Origin of the sequence: Clostridium septicum, assembly GCF_003606265.1 — a bacterium.
Lineage (GTDB): Bacteria > Bacillota > Clostridia > Clostridiales > Clostridiaceae > Clostridium > Clostridium septicum.
Window position 1 is genome coordinate 2525234 of sequence record NZ_CP023671.1, and the last position, 18109, is coordinate 2543342.

The 18109-nt window shown below is 26.1% G+C and carries 18 protein-coding genes and 1 riboswitch; of the genes, 15 read left to right on the plus strand and 3 right to left on the minus strand.

What is annotated here, in order from left to right; translation table 11 throughout:
• Positions 1–42: 42 nt before the first annotated feature.
• The 9 genes from CP523_RS11600 to CP523_RS11640 all read left to right on the plus strand — a co-directional run bounded on the left by CP523_RS11600 (position 43) and on the right by CP523_RS11640 (position 7530).
• Positions 43–846 (plus strand): MerR family transcriptional regulator, encoded by an 804-nt coding sequence (locus CP523_RS11600; protein WP_066673347.1) that lies wholly within the window; start codon positions 43–45, stop codon positions 844–846.
• 50 nt (positions 847–896) lie between these two features.
• On the plus strand, positions 897–2231 hold the full coding sequence (locus CP523_RS11605; protein ID WP_164907516.1) for an MATE family efflux transporter: 1335 nt from the start codon (positions 897–899) through the stop codon (positions 2229–2231).
• A gap of 30 nt (positions 2232–2261) precedes the next feature.
• Positions 2262–2549 (plus strand): DUF503 domain-containing protein, encoded by a 288-nt coding sequence (locus tag CP523_RS11610; RefSeq protein ID WP_066673350.1) that lies wholly within the window; start codon positions 2262–2264, stop codon positions 2547–2549.
• Positions 2550–2617: 68 nt separating this feature from the next.
• Positions 2618–3064, plus strand: coding sequence for a hypothetical protein (locus CP523_RS11615; RefSeq protein ID WP_066673352.1), 447 nt, complete (start codon positions 2618–2620; stop codon positions 3062–3064).
• A gap of 187 nt (positions 3065–3251) precedes the next feature.
• Entirely contained in the window at positions 3252–3746 is a 495-nt protein-coding gene (locus CP523_RS11620) for a GNAT family N-acetyltransferase (protein WP_162925982.1), read from the plus strand.
• A gap of 74 nt (positions 3747–3820) precedes the next feature.
• Positions 3821–3990, plus strand: a riboswitch (SAM riboswitch).
• Positions 3991–4070: 80 nt separating this feature from the next.
• Positions 4071–5036 (plus strand): methionine ABC transporter ATP-binding protein, encoded by a 966-nt coding sequence (locus CP523_RS11625; RefSeq protein ID WP_120140876.1) that lies wholly within the window; start codon positions 4071–4073, stop codon positions 5034–5036.
• A complete protein-coding gene (locus tag CP523_RS11630; RefSeq protein WP_120140877.1) occupies positions 5036–5671 on the plus strand; it encodes a methionine ABC transporter permease in 636 nt (211 codons plus the stop codon). Before CP523_RS11625 ends, CP523_RS11630 begins: the two co-directional genes overlap by 1 nt.
• Before the next feature lie 38 nt (positions 5672–5709).
• Positions 5710–6522 carry a MetQ/NlpA family ABC transporter substrate-binding protein gene (locus CP523_RS11635; RefSeq protein ID WP_066673359.1) on the plus strand — a complete coding sequence of 271 codons (813 nt, stop codon included), beginning with the start codon at positions 5710–5712 and terminating at the stop codon, positions 6520–6522.
• 324 nt (positions 6523–6846) lie between these two features.
• Positions 6847–7530, plus strand: a complete 684-nt coding sequence (locus CP523_RS11640) for an N-acetylmuramoyl-L-alanine amidase (protein WP_066673361.1) — start codon at positions 6847–6849, stop codon at positions 7528–7530.
• Between the two features lie 57 nt (positions 7531–7587).
• Here CP523_RS11640 and CP523_RS11645 read toward each other — a convergent pair whose 3' ends face one another.
• Entirely contained in the window at positions 7588–9333 is a 1746-nt protein-coding gene (locus CP523_RS11645; RefSeq protein WP_120140878.1) for an ATP-dependent metallopeptidase FtsH/Yme1/Tma family protein, read from the minus strand.
• 385 nt (positions 9334–9718) lie between these two features.
• Here CP523_RS11645 and CP523_RS11650 point away from each other — a divergent pair, with 385 nt between their 5' ends.
• From CP523_RS11650 to CP523_RS11675, 6 genes are all read left to right on the plus strand, one after another.
• On the plus strand, positions 9719–10162 hold the full coding sequence (locus tag CP523_RS11650) for a hypothetical protein (RefSeq protein WP_066673365.1): 444 nt from the start codon (positions 9719–9721) through the stop codon (positions 10160–10162).
• A gap of 78 nt (positions 10163–10240) precedes the next feature.
• Positions 10241–11197 carry a YkvA family protein gene (locus CP523_RS11655; protein WP_120140879.1) on the plus strand — a complete coding sequence of 319 codons (957 nt, stop codon included), beginning with the start codon at positions 10241–10243 and terminating at the stop codon, positions 11195–11197.
• A 42-nt stretch (positions 11198–11239) separates the two neighbouring features.
• Complete coding sequence (locus CP523_RS11660; RefSeq protein WP_066673372.1) at positions 11240–11872, plus strand: ribonuclease H1 domain-containing protein; 633 nt, start codon at positions 11240–11242, stop codon at positions 11870–11872.
• A gap of 81 nt (positions 11873–11953) precedes the next feature.
• Positions 11954–12127 (plus strand): YtxH domain-containing protein, encoded by a 174-nt coding sequence (locus CP523_RS11665; protein WP_120140880.1) that lies wholly within the window; start codon positions 11954–11956, stop codon positions 12125–12127.
• 495 nt (positions 12128–12622) lie between these two features.
• Positions 12623–13924 (plus strand): helix-turn-helix domain-containing protein, encoded by a 1302-nt coding sequence (locus CP523_RS11670; protein WP_066673375.1) that lies wholly within the window; start codon positions 12623–12625, stop codon positions 13922–13924.
• Positions 13925–13944: 20 nt separating this feature from the next.
• Positions 13945–15207, plus strand: coding sequence for a helix-turn-helix transcriptional regulator (locus CP523_RS11675; RefSeq protein ID WP_066673376.1), 1263 nt, complete (start codon positions 13945–13947; stop codon positions 15205–15207).
• A 230-nt stretch (positions 15208–15437) separates the two neighbouring features.
• Here the strand turns inward: CP523_RS11675 and CP523_RS11680 are convergent, their stop codons facing one another.
• Together CP523_RS11680 and CP523_RS11685 are read right to left on the minus strand one after the other, a co-directional pair.
• A complete protein-coding gene (locus tag CP523_RS11680) occupies positions 15438–16847 on the minus strand; it encodes an MATE family efflux transporter (protein WP_120140881.1) in 1410 nt (469 codons plus the stop codon).
• Positions 16848–17184: 337 nt separating this feature from the next.
• On the minus strand, positions 17185–17949 hold the full coding sequence (locus CP523_RS11685; RefSeq protein ID WP_066673624.1) for a DeoR/GlpR family DNA-binding transcription regulator: 765 nt from the start codon (positions 17947–17949) through the stop codon (positions 17185–17187).
• Positions 17950–18109 lie beyond the last annotated feature (160 nt).

Genomic DNA, 18109 nt, shown 5'->3' on the forward strand with positions numbered 1-18109 from the left:
TTTTTTTATATTATAATTAAATTTAGATTGGAGGTTGATTCTATGAAAAATAAATACATGGTAGGAGAAGTTTCAAAATTTTTAAATATAAGTAAAGATACTTTAAGATATTATGATCAAATTGGCATAGTTACACCTAAAAAGAGTGGGAAAAATGGATATAGATATTACACTATGGATAATATAGTTTTATTAACTTATGTTTTAGTATTAAAAGATTTAGATGTTCCACTAAATGAAATAAAGAATATTCTTAGTAATAACTCGCTAGAAAGTATGATAAAGCTAATAGGAAACCAAAAGAGAGTAGTAGAGAAAAAGATAAAAGAACTTCAAGGGATAAAAAGTACTATAAATAGCTTAGAAAAGGCTTTTATTCAAGCCTATAATTACAATAATAAATTTGAAGTAATTGAAAGTCCAAAATTTATATATAAAGAAATTGGAGAAGAAATAGATAGTACCATGTCAACAGTAATGGATGAATTTAGAAGTATCAATGGTTTAAGTGAGATAGTTTATACTGTTATAATAAAAAACATATGTGATATTAAAAAAATAGTAGATAATAATATCTTTTATACTGTTAGCGCTAGAATAGAAAAGTTTGAAAATGAATTCTACATAGGTAAAACAAATATTTTCGAAAAAAGTAAATGTATTCATACTGTTATAAGGTCATCAGATGATATAAAAGAAATAGATTTAATGGAATTAAAAAAGTACTTAAAAGAAAATAGCTTTACAATTAATGGAGATATTATTGCAAGAGCAATAGCTTTTGAACATATAGATGAAAAGCCTATTGATTATTATGAAGTTTGGGTTCCTATAAAAGAGTGTTGACATTAGAGTAACTCAAAGGTTTATTATCTTACTTGAAAGGAAGTGATTATTTGAGCAGAATTTTGGATTTAGGGAAGGATAATATATGGAAATTGTTTTTGAAGTATTCAATTCCAAGTGTTATAGGAACTCTTATATTTTCAATTTACATTGTAATTGATGGAATATTTGTTGGAAGAGCTGTTGGTTCAAGTGGGCTTGCAGCTATAAATATAGCAATGCCATTTTTTAGCACTGCCCTTGCTATAAGTTTAATGGTATCAGTTGGAGGAAACACTATAACAAGTATAGAGCTGGGAGAAGGAGATAAAGAAAAAGCAAGACAGACCTTTAGTTTAGCCTTTTACTCACTTTTAGTGGTTTCTATCATGGCATCTATAATAACATTATTATTTACAGAAAATATAGCAATGTTTCTAGGAGCCAAAGGAGACTTAATAAAGCCAGTAGGGGAGTATTTAGTAGTATTAGCAATATTTATGCCTATATTTACATGTTCAGGATATTTGGCAACTGGACTTAGAACAATTGGAAAACCTAATTATTCAATGATGTGTAATATAGTTGGTTCTGTTTTAAATATAATACTTGACTATATTATGGTAGTAAAATTAGGAATGGGAGTTTTTGGAGCAGCTTTAGCTTCAGGAATAGCTTTTACATTTGCATTTATATTTGGTTTATTAGGATATTTTAATAAAGACTCAGTTCTTAAATTGGTGAAATGCAATATAGATTATAAGAAAATATTTAGGTTTTTTTATAATGGATCTTCCGAAGCTTTATCGGAATTTGCTTTTGCCTTTTCTACATACTTATTTAATATTGTTTTAATGGGAAGATTAGGGGAAATGGGTGTTTCAGCATTTTCTATAATTCAGTATATAGCATCATTAATTGTAGCCGTATATTTAGGTATATCTACAGGGATATCACCTATAATAAGCTATAATTATGGGGCTAAAGAAGGAAATAGAATAAGAGAAGTTACGAAAATATCATTACTAGTTATGAGTTTTCTTGGAATAGTATGTACAGCAACTTTATTTTTCGCAGGAGAAAATTTAATAAAGTTATTTATTGATGGGGATGCAAAGTTAATAGAAATTACTGTATGGGCATGTAAAATATATTCAACTTGTTTCTTAATTAGTGGAATTAATATATTATCATCTACATATTTTACTGCTTTAGAAGATGCAAGAACATCTATAATAATTTCTTTACTTAGAGGAATTGTTTTTATTACAATAGGAATAATAGTATTACCAATATTTTTTGATATTAATGGTATATGGTTAACAGTAACTTTTGCTGAACTATTAACATTATTAGTATCCTATAAATTAATGAAAAAATCTTATTGTAGTATGAAATATAAGTAAAGTTATATTTTAAGGGAAAGAGAGCTTCATATGAAAGTGTTATTAATGAAAGTAAAATTAAGAGCTAGTTGGGTTCATTCTTTAAAGGAAAAGAGGATGGTAGTTAGAAGAATAACGGAAAGATTAAAAAATAAATTCAATATTTCAGTTGCAGAAGTCGAGGATCAGGATATACATCAGATTATTGTAATAGGAATTTCAGCTATTTGTGGCAGTAGTGCTAAAGTTCATTCTACACTAGAAAATATAATAAATTTTATAGAGTGCAATACAGATGCAGAGATAATAAATATAGATACTTTTGAGGATATATATTAAAGGGTATATTTTGTATTTAAGTGGCTATAATCATAAATAAATTATTTATGATTTAAGGGGATTTCATAATGGAAAATATTAATAAGAAAAGTATATTATTTTCAATTGTAATGATATTTATATTAGTGTTTATGTGTTTTAATTGGGGAAAGAAAAATATAGAAGATATTACTAGAAGAGATTTACATTGTTTAGTTGATACTCCTTACTATGTAAGAGGAGTTTATTTAGATGAACAAAATTTAAATGTAAATATATCTGGAAATATGGATAAAGAAGGTTGCGAAGAAATAGTAAAAAAAATATATGGCAAGATAAAGAAGAATTCAATTAAAGGGAAAAACATAGTTGTGAACTTTGCATCAGAAGAAAATAATTTAAATAGAAAAGTAAATGATTCACATGTAGAAAAAATGCATACTAAAGTAATATTAAATCCTAAAAATCTAGATATAAAGGTAAATTTATTTGAGAATTTTAATATGACTCCAGAGATTCTTAAAGTAAATATATAGGATTTTTAACAAATAGTAATGAAAATGAAGTTATGCTTTATGAAAAATATAAAAAAGTATTTTAATAAATAGTTATGATTTTAATGATTTAATAAAAAATTGAATAAATAATTAAATTTAAAAGGTATTTCTTAGAAGAGATACCTTTTATGTTAGAATAGATATAAAAATAATTATGGAGGATAGAATGGAAAGTTTTAGATTAGCAAACAAAGATGATTTGTTTAAAGTAAGCAATATTTTAAAAGAAATAATTAATAATAAACCTGAAGGATTAAACTGGACAAAAGATTATCCTAATGAAGAAGTTATAAAAAATGATATAGAGAAAAAAGAGTTATTTATCTTAGAAATTAATAATGAAATTTTAGGGGCTGTAGTTTTAAATTGTGATGAAGACATAAATTATAAAAAAATAGAATGGAATAGTAATAAAACTCCACTTGTAATACATAGATTATTTGTATCAAGAAATTATATGGGAGAGGGTTATGGTAGCCTTTTATTAAAGAGCGTTATAGATAAAGCAAAAAATCATGGGTTTGAATCAATAAGATTAGATACATTTAGCAAAAATATTAATGCCCAAAAGCTATATATAAAGTCAGGGTTTAAATATAAAGGAACTATCAATTTAGAAGGAAAAGTCGGAGAGTTCTTTTGTTATGAAATGAATTTATAAAAATTTCAGAAAAATGTTGACAAAATTATAAATTAATAATATATTAATATAAACAATAAAATTAAATAAGATTTTTCTTATAAAGAGCGGTGGAGGGACTGGCCCTGTGAAGCCCAGCAACCTACTTTTAAAAGGGTAGAAAATAGAAAGTTTAGATTTATTCTAGATATGTTTATTTTATAAAACCTAAGTTTAGAAGTGTGGTGCTAATTCCTGCAGCTAATTTTTAGCTGAAATATGAGAGTGAATTAATGGGCGACTTTTACGCACTAGAGATTTATTCTCTAGTGCGTTTTTTATTTAATTGAAAAAGGGGGATTATAAATGATAGAAATAAATAATTTAAATAAAAAATTTGGGAGTTTAGAAGTTTTAAAAGATATTTCTTTAAATATAAAAGAAGGAGAAATTTATGGACTTATTGGACATAGTGGAGCAGGTAAATCAACTTTATTAAGATGTATAAATGGATTAGAAAGTTACGATAGTGGATCAGTTAAAGTTATGGGAAAGGAAGTTAAAAGCCTAAATAATAATAAACTTAGGCAATTTAGAAAAGATTTAGGAATGATATTTCAAAATTTTAATCTTTTAGAAAGAAAATCTGTTTTTGATAATGTAGCTATTCCGTTAGAAGTCTGGGGGTATGATAAAAGCTATATACAAAAAAAAGTAAGAGATTTATTAAAACTTGTTGGATTAGAAGAGAAAGCTAAGTGTAAACCAAGGGAGTTAAGTGGAGGTCAAAAGCAAAGAGTAGCTATAGCAAGAGCATTAGCGTTAGAACCTAAAGTATTATTGTGCGATGAAGCTACATCAGCACTTGATCCTAAAACAACAAAGGATATATTATCATTACTTTTACAAATTAATAAAGAACTAGGTATTACAATTGTTATTGTTACCCATCAAATGGAAGTAGTAAAAGAGGTTTGTGAGAAAGTGGCATTAATAGAAGGGGGCTTTTTAAAAGTAGAGGGACAAGCAGAAAAACTTTTCTTGAAACCGGGAGTATCTCTTAAAAAATTTTTAGGAGACGATGATGATGAACTACTACCAAATACAGGGGTTAACATAAAATTATTCTTTCCAAGTACATCATCAGAAAATGCACTTATAACAAAAATGTCTAGAGAAATCTGTGTTGACTTTTCAATAGTTTGGGGCAAACTTGAAAAGTTCAGAGATAATGTACTTGGAAGCTTAGTTATAAATGTTGAAGAAAAAGATAAGGAAAAAATAATAGGATATTTACAAGATAGAAATATAATATTGGAGGTGCTTAAATAATGATAGATATTTTAATTCCAGCATTTTTAGAAACTTTAATAATGGTAGTTTTATCAACAATATTTTCATTAATATTAGGGTTTATTCCAGCAATTATTTTAATATTAACATCGCCAACAGGATTAAGACCTAATAAAGTATTATATAAAACATTAGATTATATAATAAATATTTTAAGAAGTTTTCCATTTATTATTCTAATGGTATCAATAGTTCCTATAACTAGATTTATAGTTGGAAAATCAATAGGTACAGTAGCAGCAATTGCACCACTTACTATTGCGGCAGCACCTTTTGTTGCAAGAGTAATAGAGTCATCATTGAAGGAAGTGGATAGTGGTGTTATAGAAGCGGCAAAATCTTTTGGAGCATCAGATACACAAATAATATTTAAAGTGATGATTAAAGAAGCTATACCATCAATAATATCAGGGTTAACATTAACGATTATAAGTATTATAGGTTATTCAGCCATGGCTGGGGCTGTTGGAGGAGGCGGTCTTGGAGATGTAGCTATAAGGTATGGATATCAAAGATATAAAATAGATGTAATGGTAGTTACAGTTATTGTACTTATAGTTATAGTACAAGGGTTGCAGTCATTAGGAAACTATTTATATAAAAAATTATCATAGATAAAATAAATAATTTAAAAATTAGGAGGTATAAAACTATGAAAAGAAAATCAATAGTATCAGTATTATTAGCAGGGGTTCTAGCTATAGGGTTAATAGGATGCGGAAATAAAGGAGCATCAGAGGATAAAGTTATAAAAATTGGTGTTTCACCAGTTCCTCATAAAGAAATAGTGGAGCATATAGTACCTGAATTGGAAAAAGAAGGGTATGAGGTAAAAATAGTTGAGTTTACAGATTATGTTACACCTAATACTGCTTTAGCAGAAGGAGAACTAGATGCAAACTATTTTCAACATATATCTTATTTGAATGAAACAAATGATAGTAAAAAATTAGATTTAGCTTATACAGCGGAAATACATTTAGAACCAATAGCTTTATATTCAAAAAGTATAAAAAATTTAAATGACCTAAAAAATGAAGCAACTATTGCAATTCCAAATGATCCATCTAATGAAGCTAGAGCTTTAAGACTACTAGAAAAACAAGGTTTAATAAAATTAAAGGATGGAGAACTTATAACTCCCAAAGATATTGTAGAGAATAAAAAGAATTTTAAATTTAAAGAATTAGAGGCTGCACAAATGCCAAGAGTGTTAGAAGAAGTTGATGCTGCAATTATAAATGGAAATTATGCCATAGAAGCAGGATTAAATCCATCTAAAGATGCCTTGGTAATAGAGGATAAGGATGCAGAAGCTGCAAGGATATATAGAAATATATTAGCTGTGAAAAAGGGAAATGAAAAATTAGAGAAAATTAATGCTTTAACAAAAGCTTTAACTAGTGATTCTGTTAAGAAGTTTATAAATGAAAAATATAATGGAGCTGTAATTCCTACATTTTAATAAGTCAGCTGCATCAAAATTATAGTTTAGTAACTATTTTTTAGATACTTTAAATAAAGAGCATTTAGTAAGATTAAATATTTTTACTAGGTGCTTTATTATATTATATCATTTGATTTTCATAAAGTATAAGATATGTCTTTATGATTGGCTATTTAGAGATAGCCCTTTTTTGTTGTAATTTATTAATTAGATATATTTGATTGTATATTTTGTTTATTAAGATATATATTTGTAACCAACATACAGTAATTCTAATATATTAAATTAAGTAGAAATTAATAATTTTATATATTTAATATATAAATATAAGGAGGCATAGTCATGGCAAAATGGATAATCGATGCAGGCCATGGAGGGAATGATTCTGGAGCTATAGGATTAAATGAAAGAAGAGAGTCAGATATAGTTTTAGAAGCAGCCTACGAAGCTAAACGGTTACTAGAGAAAAATGGAGAAACTGTTCTTTTAACTAGGGCGGCTGATATTTCATTAGACTTAGATACAAGAGCAGAAATTGCTAATAAGTGGGATGCTGATTATTTTGTTAGCCTTCATATGAACTCTTTTGTCAATAAATCTATTACTGGAAGCGAAGTATTAATATCTGAAAATGAATATACTGGAGAAGAGTTAGCAAAGCTAATAAGAGATGAATTGATATCTAACTTGAAATCAAATGATAGAGGCATAAAGAAAAGTAATGACGAAATTTTAAAATTAACAAATATGCCAACTATTATAGTGAATGCTGAATTTATATCTAATGAAGAAGTAGAAAAAAGTTTTGATTCACAAAAATATGGGTACATGATAGCCAAGGCTTGTTTAGCCAAGGTAGATAAAGTTTTAATTGATCTTCCAGTGTTAAAACCAAAGACACCATGGAAATCTTCATGGAGAGTTTGTATAGGACATTTTAAGAATTACGATGATGTAGAAGCAGCTGTTAAAAAAGCTAAAAAACAAGGTTATGAAGATGCCTATATAATACCATATGAAGGATAAAAGTGGCCGTCTCTGAAATGATTTTAAAATCATTTCAGTAGACGGTCTTTTTATTTATCAAGATTTAAATAGTTCTTGTATTATATCTCCTTCTAAAGTTTCTTCCTCAAGAAGTGTATTAGCTAAATTATTAAGTGTTCTATGATTATCCTTTAATAACTCAAGGGTTTCTTTATATAAGGAGTTTATTAATGCCTTACATTCATCAACAACGGGTTGTCCATAACTATTAGATAATGAACCAAGACTAGATAACTTAAGTAATCCTAGAGTTTCTCCCATTCCATATTCAGCAATCATAGACAGGGCTATTTCAGTAGTTTGTGTGATATCATCTTGAGCTCCAGTTGATATTTTATCGGAACCGAATATTAATTCTTCAGCAGCTCTACCACCTAATAAAACCATTATTCTATTTTTTAAATAGTCAAGTCTTTGATAAGAACTATCTTTGGGAATAGTTAATGTGTATCCGCCAGCACCTTTAGTTGTTGGTATTATTGTTATTTTAGAAACTATATCTTCAGGTGTTTTTATTAGAGAAACTAGAGCATGTCCAGCCTCATGGTATGAAGTTAAAAGTTTATCTTCATTTAATAGATGATTTCTTTCTTTTTTTTCATATCCAGCTAAAACTATTGAATATGCATTATTTATATGCGTTTTAGTTATTACTTTAGAATCTTCTTTTGCAGCTAAAATAGCAGCTTCATTTATTAGATTTTCAAGTTTAGCGCCTGAAAAATATGAGGTTTTTTTTGCTATGTCATGAATATCTAAGTTTTCATGGGGCTTGTTTTCTAAATAAAGTGATATAATTTTTTCTCTAGCTTTAATATCAGGAAGAGAAACTTCAACATGTCTATCAAATCTACCTGGTCTAAGAAGAGCAGGATCTAGTATATCTAATCTATTTGTAGCGGCAATAACAATTATACCTTCTTTTTCACCAAAGCCCGACATTTCAGTTAAAAGGGCATTTAATGTTTGATCACGTTCATCATTGCCACCAGGATTTTTGCCACCATCTCTTACTTTACCGATTGCATCTATTTCGTCTATAAAAACAACTGCTTTACCATGAGATTTTGCTTTTTTAAATAGACTTCTTATTCTAGCAGCTCCAACCCCTACGTAAACTTGAACAAAATCAGAACCACTTAATGCATAGAATGGAACATTAGCCTCACCAGCAACAGCTTTAGCTAAAAGAGTTTTTCCAGTGCCTGGTTCTCCATAAAGAATAACGCCTTTAGGCATTCTGGCTCCATATTCTTTATACTTTTCAGGATTCTTTAGAAAATCTATTATATCCATTAAGCTATCTTTAGCCTCTTCGTTACCGGCAACAGAGTGAAAGCCAAAATTATTATCTTTATTAGAGCTAAAGTCTTTAACATCTAAATTAGTCATAGATGCTCCTACTCTTCTAGATTTGTTCATAACCATAAACACAAGAGAAACAGTAGATACTACAAGTATAAATGATGAAAGAGTTTTAGTAAGTGACGGAGAATTTTCATCTATAACTTTAATATTATTTGCAAGTAACGTTTCCTTTAAAGTAGGACTATTAGGATTATCAGTAGAGTATTTTGTACCATCTTTTAAGAAAATTGTAATATTGGAATTTCTATTTAGAATAACTTCTGAAATATTCGAGTTATCTATGTCTGATAAAAAATTTGAGTATTGTTTAGTAATATTAGATTTAGTCTTTAATGTACTATACCCTAAAACAAAAAGAGATAGTATAGCAGTAGTAATTGGTATCCATATTAAATGCTTTTTACTTTTATTCATAAGAATTTCCTCCAATATTATAAAAGTATTGTACTAAAGATTATACATGTTTTAGAATTTTAGTCTAATAATAAACATATAATTTTCCAATGTAAGTTATGGAGAAGATGGAAAGGATAAAAAAAGATATTGAAGAAAATTATGTATTATTATAAGATTAGTATAAAATAAAGAGAGAGTTTGATGTGAAAGCATAGCCTATTTATTTTATAAATAAGAATAAGCTTTCGCATCTTATTTTTTTAAAAAAAGGAAAAATACATGTCTAATTACTGTGACTACAAAATAATATTAAAGGTAAGCAATGGAAAATGTTATACTATAAATATACTTTTATTAAGTAAGGATAATTATATCAATAATGTAAAGGAGAGTTTGGAGATAAATGATAAATATAACTCAGCTAAATGCAGAAGATATAAGGTCTATTGTAAACTTAAAAGGAAAAGAGAAGGGGTTTCAGGTTACTAATCTAGTAATTAATGATACTTTAAATTTTTCAGGAACATTAAATGGTATACTAAATGGAAAAGTTACAGGGGATGTAGGAATAAAGGGAATAAAAGATGAAAAGTTAATACTTCAAGTATTTGATTTAAAGCTATCTAGTTTTGGTATATTTAAAGCTAATACTAGCTTAATAATGAAAGCTATATCTAAACTAGCAAAAGAACATGAAGTAGAAGTAGAAGGAAATAAATTTTTAGTACAAGTAGATAAAATAAAAGAAGAGATGAAAATGTTAGAAACTATAATTGAAGATATATACATAGAAAATAATCATTTAAATATAGTTGGAGAAAATTTAAATGATTATTTAATGGGATAATTTCAATAAAAGACGAAAAGGATAGATGCTTAATTATGAATTAAGTTTCATAAGATAAGGCATATAGGAGGATACGGAATGAATATATCAGATGTAAAAGTAGGATTAACAGGAGAGGATTTATTAAGTATAGCAAATGAATTTCTTAATATAGATGGTCTTGAGATATCAGAGATTAATTTAAAAGATGAAATTAATATTACAGGAAGTTTTAATAAAGGATTCAAAATAGATTTTATTGCTGGAATAAAATTAGTTAGAATTGAAAATGGAATAATACATGCAGAATTATCTTCATTTAAGTTACTTAAAATTGGGATTGTGTCATTAATAAGAAAATTAGCATTAAAATATGCTATAAAGGCATTTGAAGATAAAGGAATTCATTATGAAAAAGGCAAAATAGTAATTAATATAAAAAAGATATTAAAGGATGTACCTTATGTCGATTTTAATATTAAGGATATATATATATATAGATCTATTTTGAATGTAGAATTAAAGGATATAAACATATCAATTAAGGGTAATTTAATAAAAGGAATAGAAGATCCTAAAGAAGAAGATATGGAACAAGATACTGCATTAATGGTAATAAATAAAGTAAAAGATAATTATTCTTTAGGAAGAGAATGTACATTAGATAAGTTACCAGATAAAGTAAAAAAAATAAGTGATTATTTATTTATTATTCCCGATATGGTGGCATTAATATATAGGTTATTAAAAGATAAGAGAGTTGCCATAAAAACAAAACTTGTGATTTCAGCAGCAGTTGCTTATATTGCATTACCAACTGACATTATACCAGACAATATTCCGTTTATAGGAAAAATAGATGAATTAGCAGTAACATTTTTTGCTTTAGATAGAATAATATCTGATGTTCCAGTATATATTATATTGGAAAATTGGGAGGGAAAAAATGATATTATATTGGTAATAAAAAATATGATAGAGTATGTAACAAACTTTACGGGAGCTAAAAATGTAGAGAAGCTTTATAGTCTTTTGAACGAATTAATAAGTTTATAGAAGAAATAGAAATTAAAAACTTTTAAGTTATTGGAGGAAATAATGAAATATTATTCAGTATATAGAGGAAAATCAGGAACACCAAAGATATTTAAAACTTGGGATGAATGCAAAAAAGAGGTAATAGGATGCAAAGGAGCTATTTATAAAAGCTTTAAAACAGAGAAAGAAGCTGTAGAATTTTTAACAATAATGTCTAATAGTAGCGGAAAAATAAATACACAAGATTTAGAAAAGAATGAGGATGATATACTAAATAAAGGTTTAACTATATACGTAGATGGTAGTTTTGCTGTTGATAAAGGAAACTTTTCATATGGTTTAGTTGCTTTAAAGGATGGAAATGTTATTTATAAAGATAATGGAGTTGGATTTGATGAGGAAGCAATACCATTAAGAAATGTTTCTGGTGAGGTTTTAGGAGCTATAAAAGCAGTTGATTATGCTATAGAAAATAATTACCCAGAAGTTAAAATAGCTTTCGATTATCAAGGTATTGAAAGTTGGGCTTTAGGAACATGGAAGAGAAATAATAAAATAACTTCTAATTATCATGAATATATGAAGAGAAAAATGAATGAAATAAATATAAAATTTTTTAAAATAAAGGGACATAGTGGAAATAAATATAATGATGTTGCAGATAAGCTTGCAAAGGAAGCTTTAGGAATATAAAATTTCCAAAAAATTCATAGATTAATATTAAAAAATTTACACAACCTAATTATATAAATTAATATAAAAGAGGTGTTTATAATGGGTAAAATGATGAAAGGCGTAGCAGCAGGTGCAATGATAGGAGCTGCAGTAAGTATTATGGTGCTTCCTCAATTAGATAGAAAAACTCAAAGAAACTTAAAAAGAACAGGAAAAAGAGCTATGGGAATGGCTGAAGATGCATACGACACTTTCATGGGGTATATTAAATAAAAAAATAAAAAATAGGTAAAATATTCCCGAAAAAAGGTGAGAATTCTTAATTCTCATCTTTTTTGTTTAAAATTAAATTTTATTTTTTTAAAAATAAAGTTATATAAATATTACAAATGTTAAGAAAGTGTTAATAAAACGTTAAAATACAGGGGGGTAAAATTGGAAAAGTATAAAATAATATATTAAAAAATATTATTTTCTTGTTTTTTTTTTATAATAATTAAAAAAGCATCTAGTTTTATATACAAAAAAAATGTTATAATAAAAAAGCAAAAAGAGAAATTTAGTTTATTAAAAAATATTTATTATTACAAAAATTAATTAAATAAAGAATTAAACATTTATATTTTACTTAAGAAATTTATGATATAATTAACTTTATATAATTAAATTTTAATTATATTTAATTAATTGGAAAAAAATTCAAGAAGACATGATAAATTAGATTTAAATTTATTAAATAATGATAAGATTGAAAAGGAAGAGTGGATAATGGAAATTCTTGCGTTAGGAGAAAAAATTAAAAGAAGAAGAAAAGAATTAAATATGACTCTTAAAGATCTTGCTGGGGATAGAATTACTCCAGGACAAATAAGTTTAGTTGAATCAGGAAGATCAAATCCTTCTATGGATTTATTAGAATACTTGGCAGATGAATTAAATACGTCTGTTGAATATTTGATGGAGTCTGAAGAATCACAAGCAGAAAAAATAAGTATATATTATGAGCAAGTTGCGGAATCATATATACTAGCAGGAGAACATATAACAGCAGAAAAATATATAGAAAATGCTTTATATTATTCAGAAAGATATGATCTAGAATATAGAAAAGCAAAAATACTATATTTAAGAGCTAGAATATATATGTCAAAAGGGGAACTAGTGCTTGCACAACAATTTTTCTTATCATCTAATGTTATTTTTATAAAAAATAACAATTACGAAGAGATAATAAATACTTTTTTAAATTTAGGAAGAATTACTTTACAGTTAAAAGCATATCATTCAGCAAGTAGTTATTTAAGGCAAGCTGAAAAAGTGTATATAGATAATAATATTGGGAATGATTATTTATTAGGGGAAATATATTATTTCATGGCCCAAGCATATTTTAAAACTGATAATGTGGGAAAGGCTATGGATTATTCATTCCTTGCAAAAAGTAAATTTGATCAAGTCAATAATAGAAATGAATATGCAAAAACTCTTTTATTGTTATCAGAAGAATATAATAAAAAGGGCGATTTAGGGAATGCTATAAAATATTCACAAAAAACTTTAGAAGTTTATAGGGAGTTAGAGGAACTTACTAATGTTTCAGAAATAGAAAATAATTTAGGAAAATTATTCTATGAATTTGAAAACATAGAAGAATCTTTTAAGCATTATGAAGTCGCTAAGGAAATTAGAATAAAGAAAAAAGATGATAAGCTAGTAGAAACCTTAATTAATATCTGTGAAAATTATATAAAAATAAAAAATATACCAAAATGTGAAGAAGTTCTAAAAGAAATAAATGGATATTTAAAAGAAGATGATCTTGAAGGTTTAGTAGAATATAATCTTCTGTGGTATAGAATTTATATAATGAAAGAAATGCCAAAGGAAGCAGAATATATATTATTAGATAGCTATAATTTAGCGAAGGCAAATAATTTAAATAAAAAGGCAGGAGAAATTGCCATTATGATAGGTAAGTTCTATATAGATAATAAGAAAGATTTTGAGGCTGCTAAATATTTAGATGAAGGAGTTAATGTTTTTAGGAAAATAGGAATTCTTAAAAACTAACTCGGATATGGGGGTTATGAATGGAAATATTATCAACTGGAGAAAAGATTAAAAGATCTAGAGTTTATCAAGGCATTACATTAAAAGAGTTATGCGGAGATAAAATATCAATTTCTAAAATGAGCTGCATAGAAAACGGAAAGATAAAGGCAGATACAGGAATTTTATCCTATATAGCAAAAAAACTTGGGGTAGACTATAATTATTTAGTTCAAGATGTTCATGAACAAATAATGGCTAATTTAGAGTTGCTTAGAAAGAATTCAGTAAGTGACGACGAAATAGATGAATTAATTCAGCATAATTTAAGTTATGCTATAGAGTATTCTTATGATGACTTAGCTTTTGAACTTATACACAGATTGTTTAATTTTTATGTAGAAAATAAAAAGGTTGAGAATATACAACTAATAGTATCACAGTATTATGATTTGTATCAAAAAAATAATACTATAGCAAATACTATAACTTATTATAGAGATATGGCTATGTTTTTCTATAGTATCGAAGAATATAATGAAGCTATAAATTACTACAATAAAATTAGAGAAATAATCATTGAAAAAGATATTGAAGATAAAGCTGTATACGCATACATCTCATACAGAGAAGGATTATGTTATGAAAAATTAGGCAATATAGAAAATTCTTACAATTGTTTAAAAGAGGCTGTTTTAAATATAGATAGTATAGAAGACCATATGGATAAAGGTGATATTTATCATTCCTTTGCAACATTAAATATAATGTTAAATAAAAAAGAAGCAGATTCTTACATAGAAAAGGCATATGAATATCAAAAAGATAATCCAATGGCATTAGCAATATCTAAGGGTAAAAATGGAAAGTGTTACTTTTATATTAATAATAGAGAAAAGGCAATTGCTGAAATAAAAGAAGGAATTGAAATTTTTCCTAAACATAATGTTAAGAAATATGTTAAATTTTTAAGTGATTGCATAAAAGTTCTTTATGATAATAAAGAATATAATCTTGCATATGAGTTAACAGATACTACGTTAAATTTAGCAATAAATACAGAAGATATAGTATTAATTGAAGAAGCATATTATTTAAAAGGAATGACTTTACAAAAGTTAGAAAGATATAAAGAAGCGGAAGTATATATGAATCTTTCTTTAGATTCTTTATTTAAATTTGCTAACAAAGAAAAGCGTTATAAAAGGTATTTAGATATGGCAGAAATGTATTATAATCTTAACGAACCTAAAGACGCATTAAAATATTTCACTCTTGCAATTAAAATGGAAGAAAATAGATAGTAACAAAAAATACTTCTGGCATTAATACCAGAAGTATTTTTTATTAGTGGCTTTAGTCAATTTAATGTGTATAATTTATTAAATATTAAACAAACTGCTATGAGGGGAAATTATCTATTATATATAATTTATTTGTTTAGTATGAAATATAATAAAAGAAGTTTATGCTTTTATTATGATTTTGACCTGTTGCCACATATTAAATTTTAATTACATGAAAGTTATAATTTTCAGTAATGATCAAAAATAGCTTTTTTATATGATATTTTATATTTTGTTTTAGAAATTTTAGTTTTTTTCATAAAATATAATGATGTTATAGCTGATATAATATCAGATATAGGATAAGCTATCCAAGCACCTGTTATTCCTATATATCTAACAAGTATAAATGCTAACGGTATAAATAATATTAATTGTCTATATATAGAAAGTATAAAGGATAATTTTGCTTCATTAATCGCTTGATAATAATAAATACACATATAATAAATACAAACAGTTGGTAAAAGTGAAATACAAATCCTAAATGCTTTAATAGCAATAGGTAGAAGATAAGTATCTGTTAAGAAACAACTTAAAATACTGTTTGCAAAAATCATTAAAATAGACCATAGAATAAAAGAAGTAATTATTAAATATAAACCGCCCATTTTTAATACTTCTTTAATTCGAATCTTATTACCACAACCATGATTATATGCAATAATAGGCTGAATTGCAGAACTTATACCAATTATTGTTATGAACATAAACATAGATACTTTAGTTATAACACCCACTATAATTATTGCATTATCTCCACCATGAGAATAAAGAATATTATTTAATATTATTGCTACAATTGCATCAGAGATTTCGATAATGAAACTAGAGAATCCGATTGAAATTATTGAAATAAGTATTCCGATATTAAAATCATTTTTAAATGATTGTGTAGAAATAATAGAATAATTAGTTGAATTTTTTAATGCAAATATTTCCCTAACCTTATAGAAAGAATATAGTACATATATCAAAGCAATTATTTGAGAAATTACTGTAGCTATAGCAGCACCCTTAACTCCCATATCTAACTTTGCAACAAGTATAAAATCTATTACTATATTAATTAAAGCTCCTAACGAATTTGAATAAAGAGTTATTTTGGCATTTCCTAAAGCTGTCATTACATAAGATAAAACAACTCCAATACACTGAAAAACTCCGCCTACAAGAATTATAATAATATACTCTTTTGCTAATGGGTAAAGAGTATCAGATGCACCTAATGCTGAAATTATAGGTTTTTTAAAGAAAAATATAAGAAGCGAAACTGATGTTAATAACAAAATAGTAGTAGTTAATGAAGTTATTAGAGATTTTCTAAGACTTTTAAAATTTTTCTCACCTAGGCTTCTAGACATGAATGTAGAAGTTCCTACAGCTATTAATAATCCTAAAGAAATTAATAATCTTTGAATAGGAAAAGCTACAGTTAATGCTCCAATTGCATTAGGACCAATATACCTTCCAACAAAAATAGTATCAACCATATTATAAAGCTCTGATACAAACAGAGAAATGGTTATAGGAAGGGCGAGCTTTAAAATAGCTTTACTTATTTTCTCGGATGTAAAAAGCTTGTTGTCAATTCCCACAATGACCACCTCGTATTAAATATTGATAATATATCTGGAATGAAAAATAATCCTCTCATAATATCACGACCTTACAAAAATTTTTATTTATATATTAATTATATTCATCTTTTAGTTGTATTTTAATTAACAAAGATGCTGACTTGATATGTACATTTAAGCTATAAAGTTTATATCCATAAAAAGTAAAAAGTACAAAAACACCATTAAAAATGGTATTTTTGTACTTAAATTAAGAATAAAAGTTAATTATTAGTTAGTTATGTATATAAAATTAACTTATAAAAAACTTATATTTATAAAAATGAATATAAATTTAATTTAAATGGTTATTTTTTTAAAGTTCATTACAAATTTTAAGTATTATTTTTTTATCTTTAAAATATTTAACATATTCTTCTGGAGGAGTGCTATTTGTTATTATACAATCTAAGTCTTCTACCTCACAAAAGGTCATTAGAGAAACTTTATCAAATTTAGAGTTATCAGCTAAAAGAAAACATTTAGAACTTCTACTTATAGCAGTTTTTTTTATTTTAAATTCTTCTTTAGTAGAATTAGTTACTCCTCTTTCTAAAGAAATACCAGTACATGACATAAAACATTTATTTATATTATAACTTTTAAGAATATCTGTACTATGAAGTCCAGTAAAGGATTTAGTTTTTCTATTTAAAATTCCAGAAAGGCAAATAATATTTATATTAGAGTAATGTATTGATTTAGATATAGCTATAACATTATTTGTGAAAATTGTTATGTCTTTTTTATCTTTTAAAAATTCTATTATATTAACTGTGGTTGTACCGGAATCTAAGAATATAGTGTCACCATCTTTAATAAATTCTACAGCAGCTTTACATAGTAATACTTTAGAATTACTATTTTTAACGTTTCGCTCTTCAAAAGAAATCAATTCTTTATTTTCATTAATTGTTACACCACCATAAACTTTTTTTATTGAACCTTTTTTTACTAAAACACTTAAATCTCTTCTTATAGTATTTTTAGATACATTAAATACTTCACATAATTTATCTAGTGATACAGTTTTGTGGTTTATTATATAATTTTCTACTAAGGTTATTCTTTCTGAACGCATATTTTTTGCTGCCAAGTGCAACAAATACTCATCTCCTTTCATAACGATTTCTACTTTAATTATAAACGAACTCTAATGTAAAAAAAAGGGTAATTTCAATTTTGTTTGAGTAAATTTTGAGTATATTTGATTAAAGTATTGTTTAAATCATGGATATATT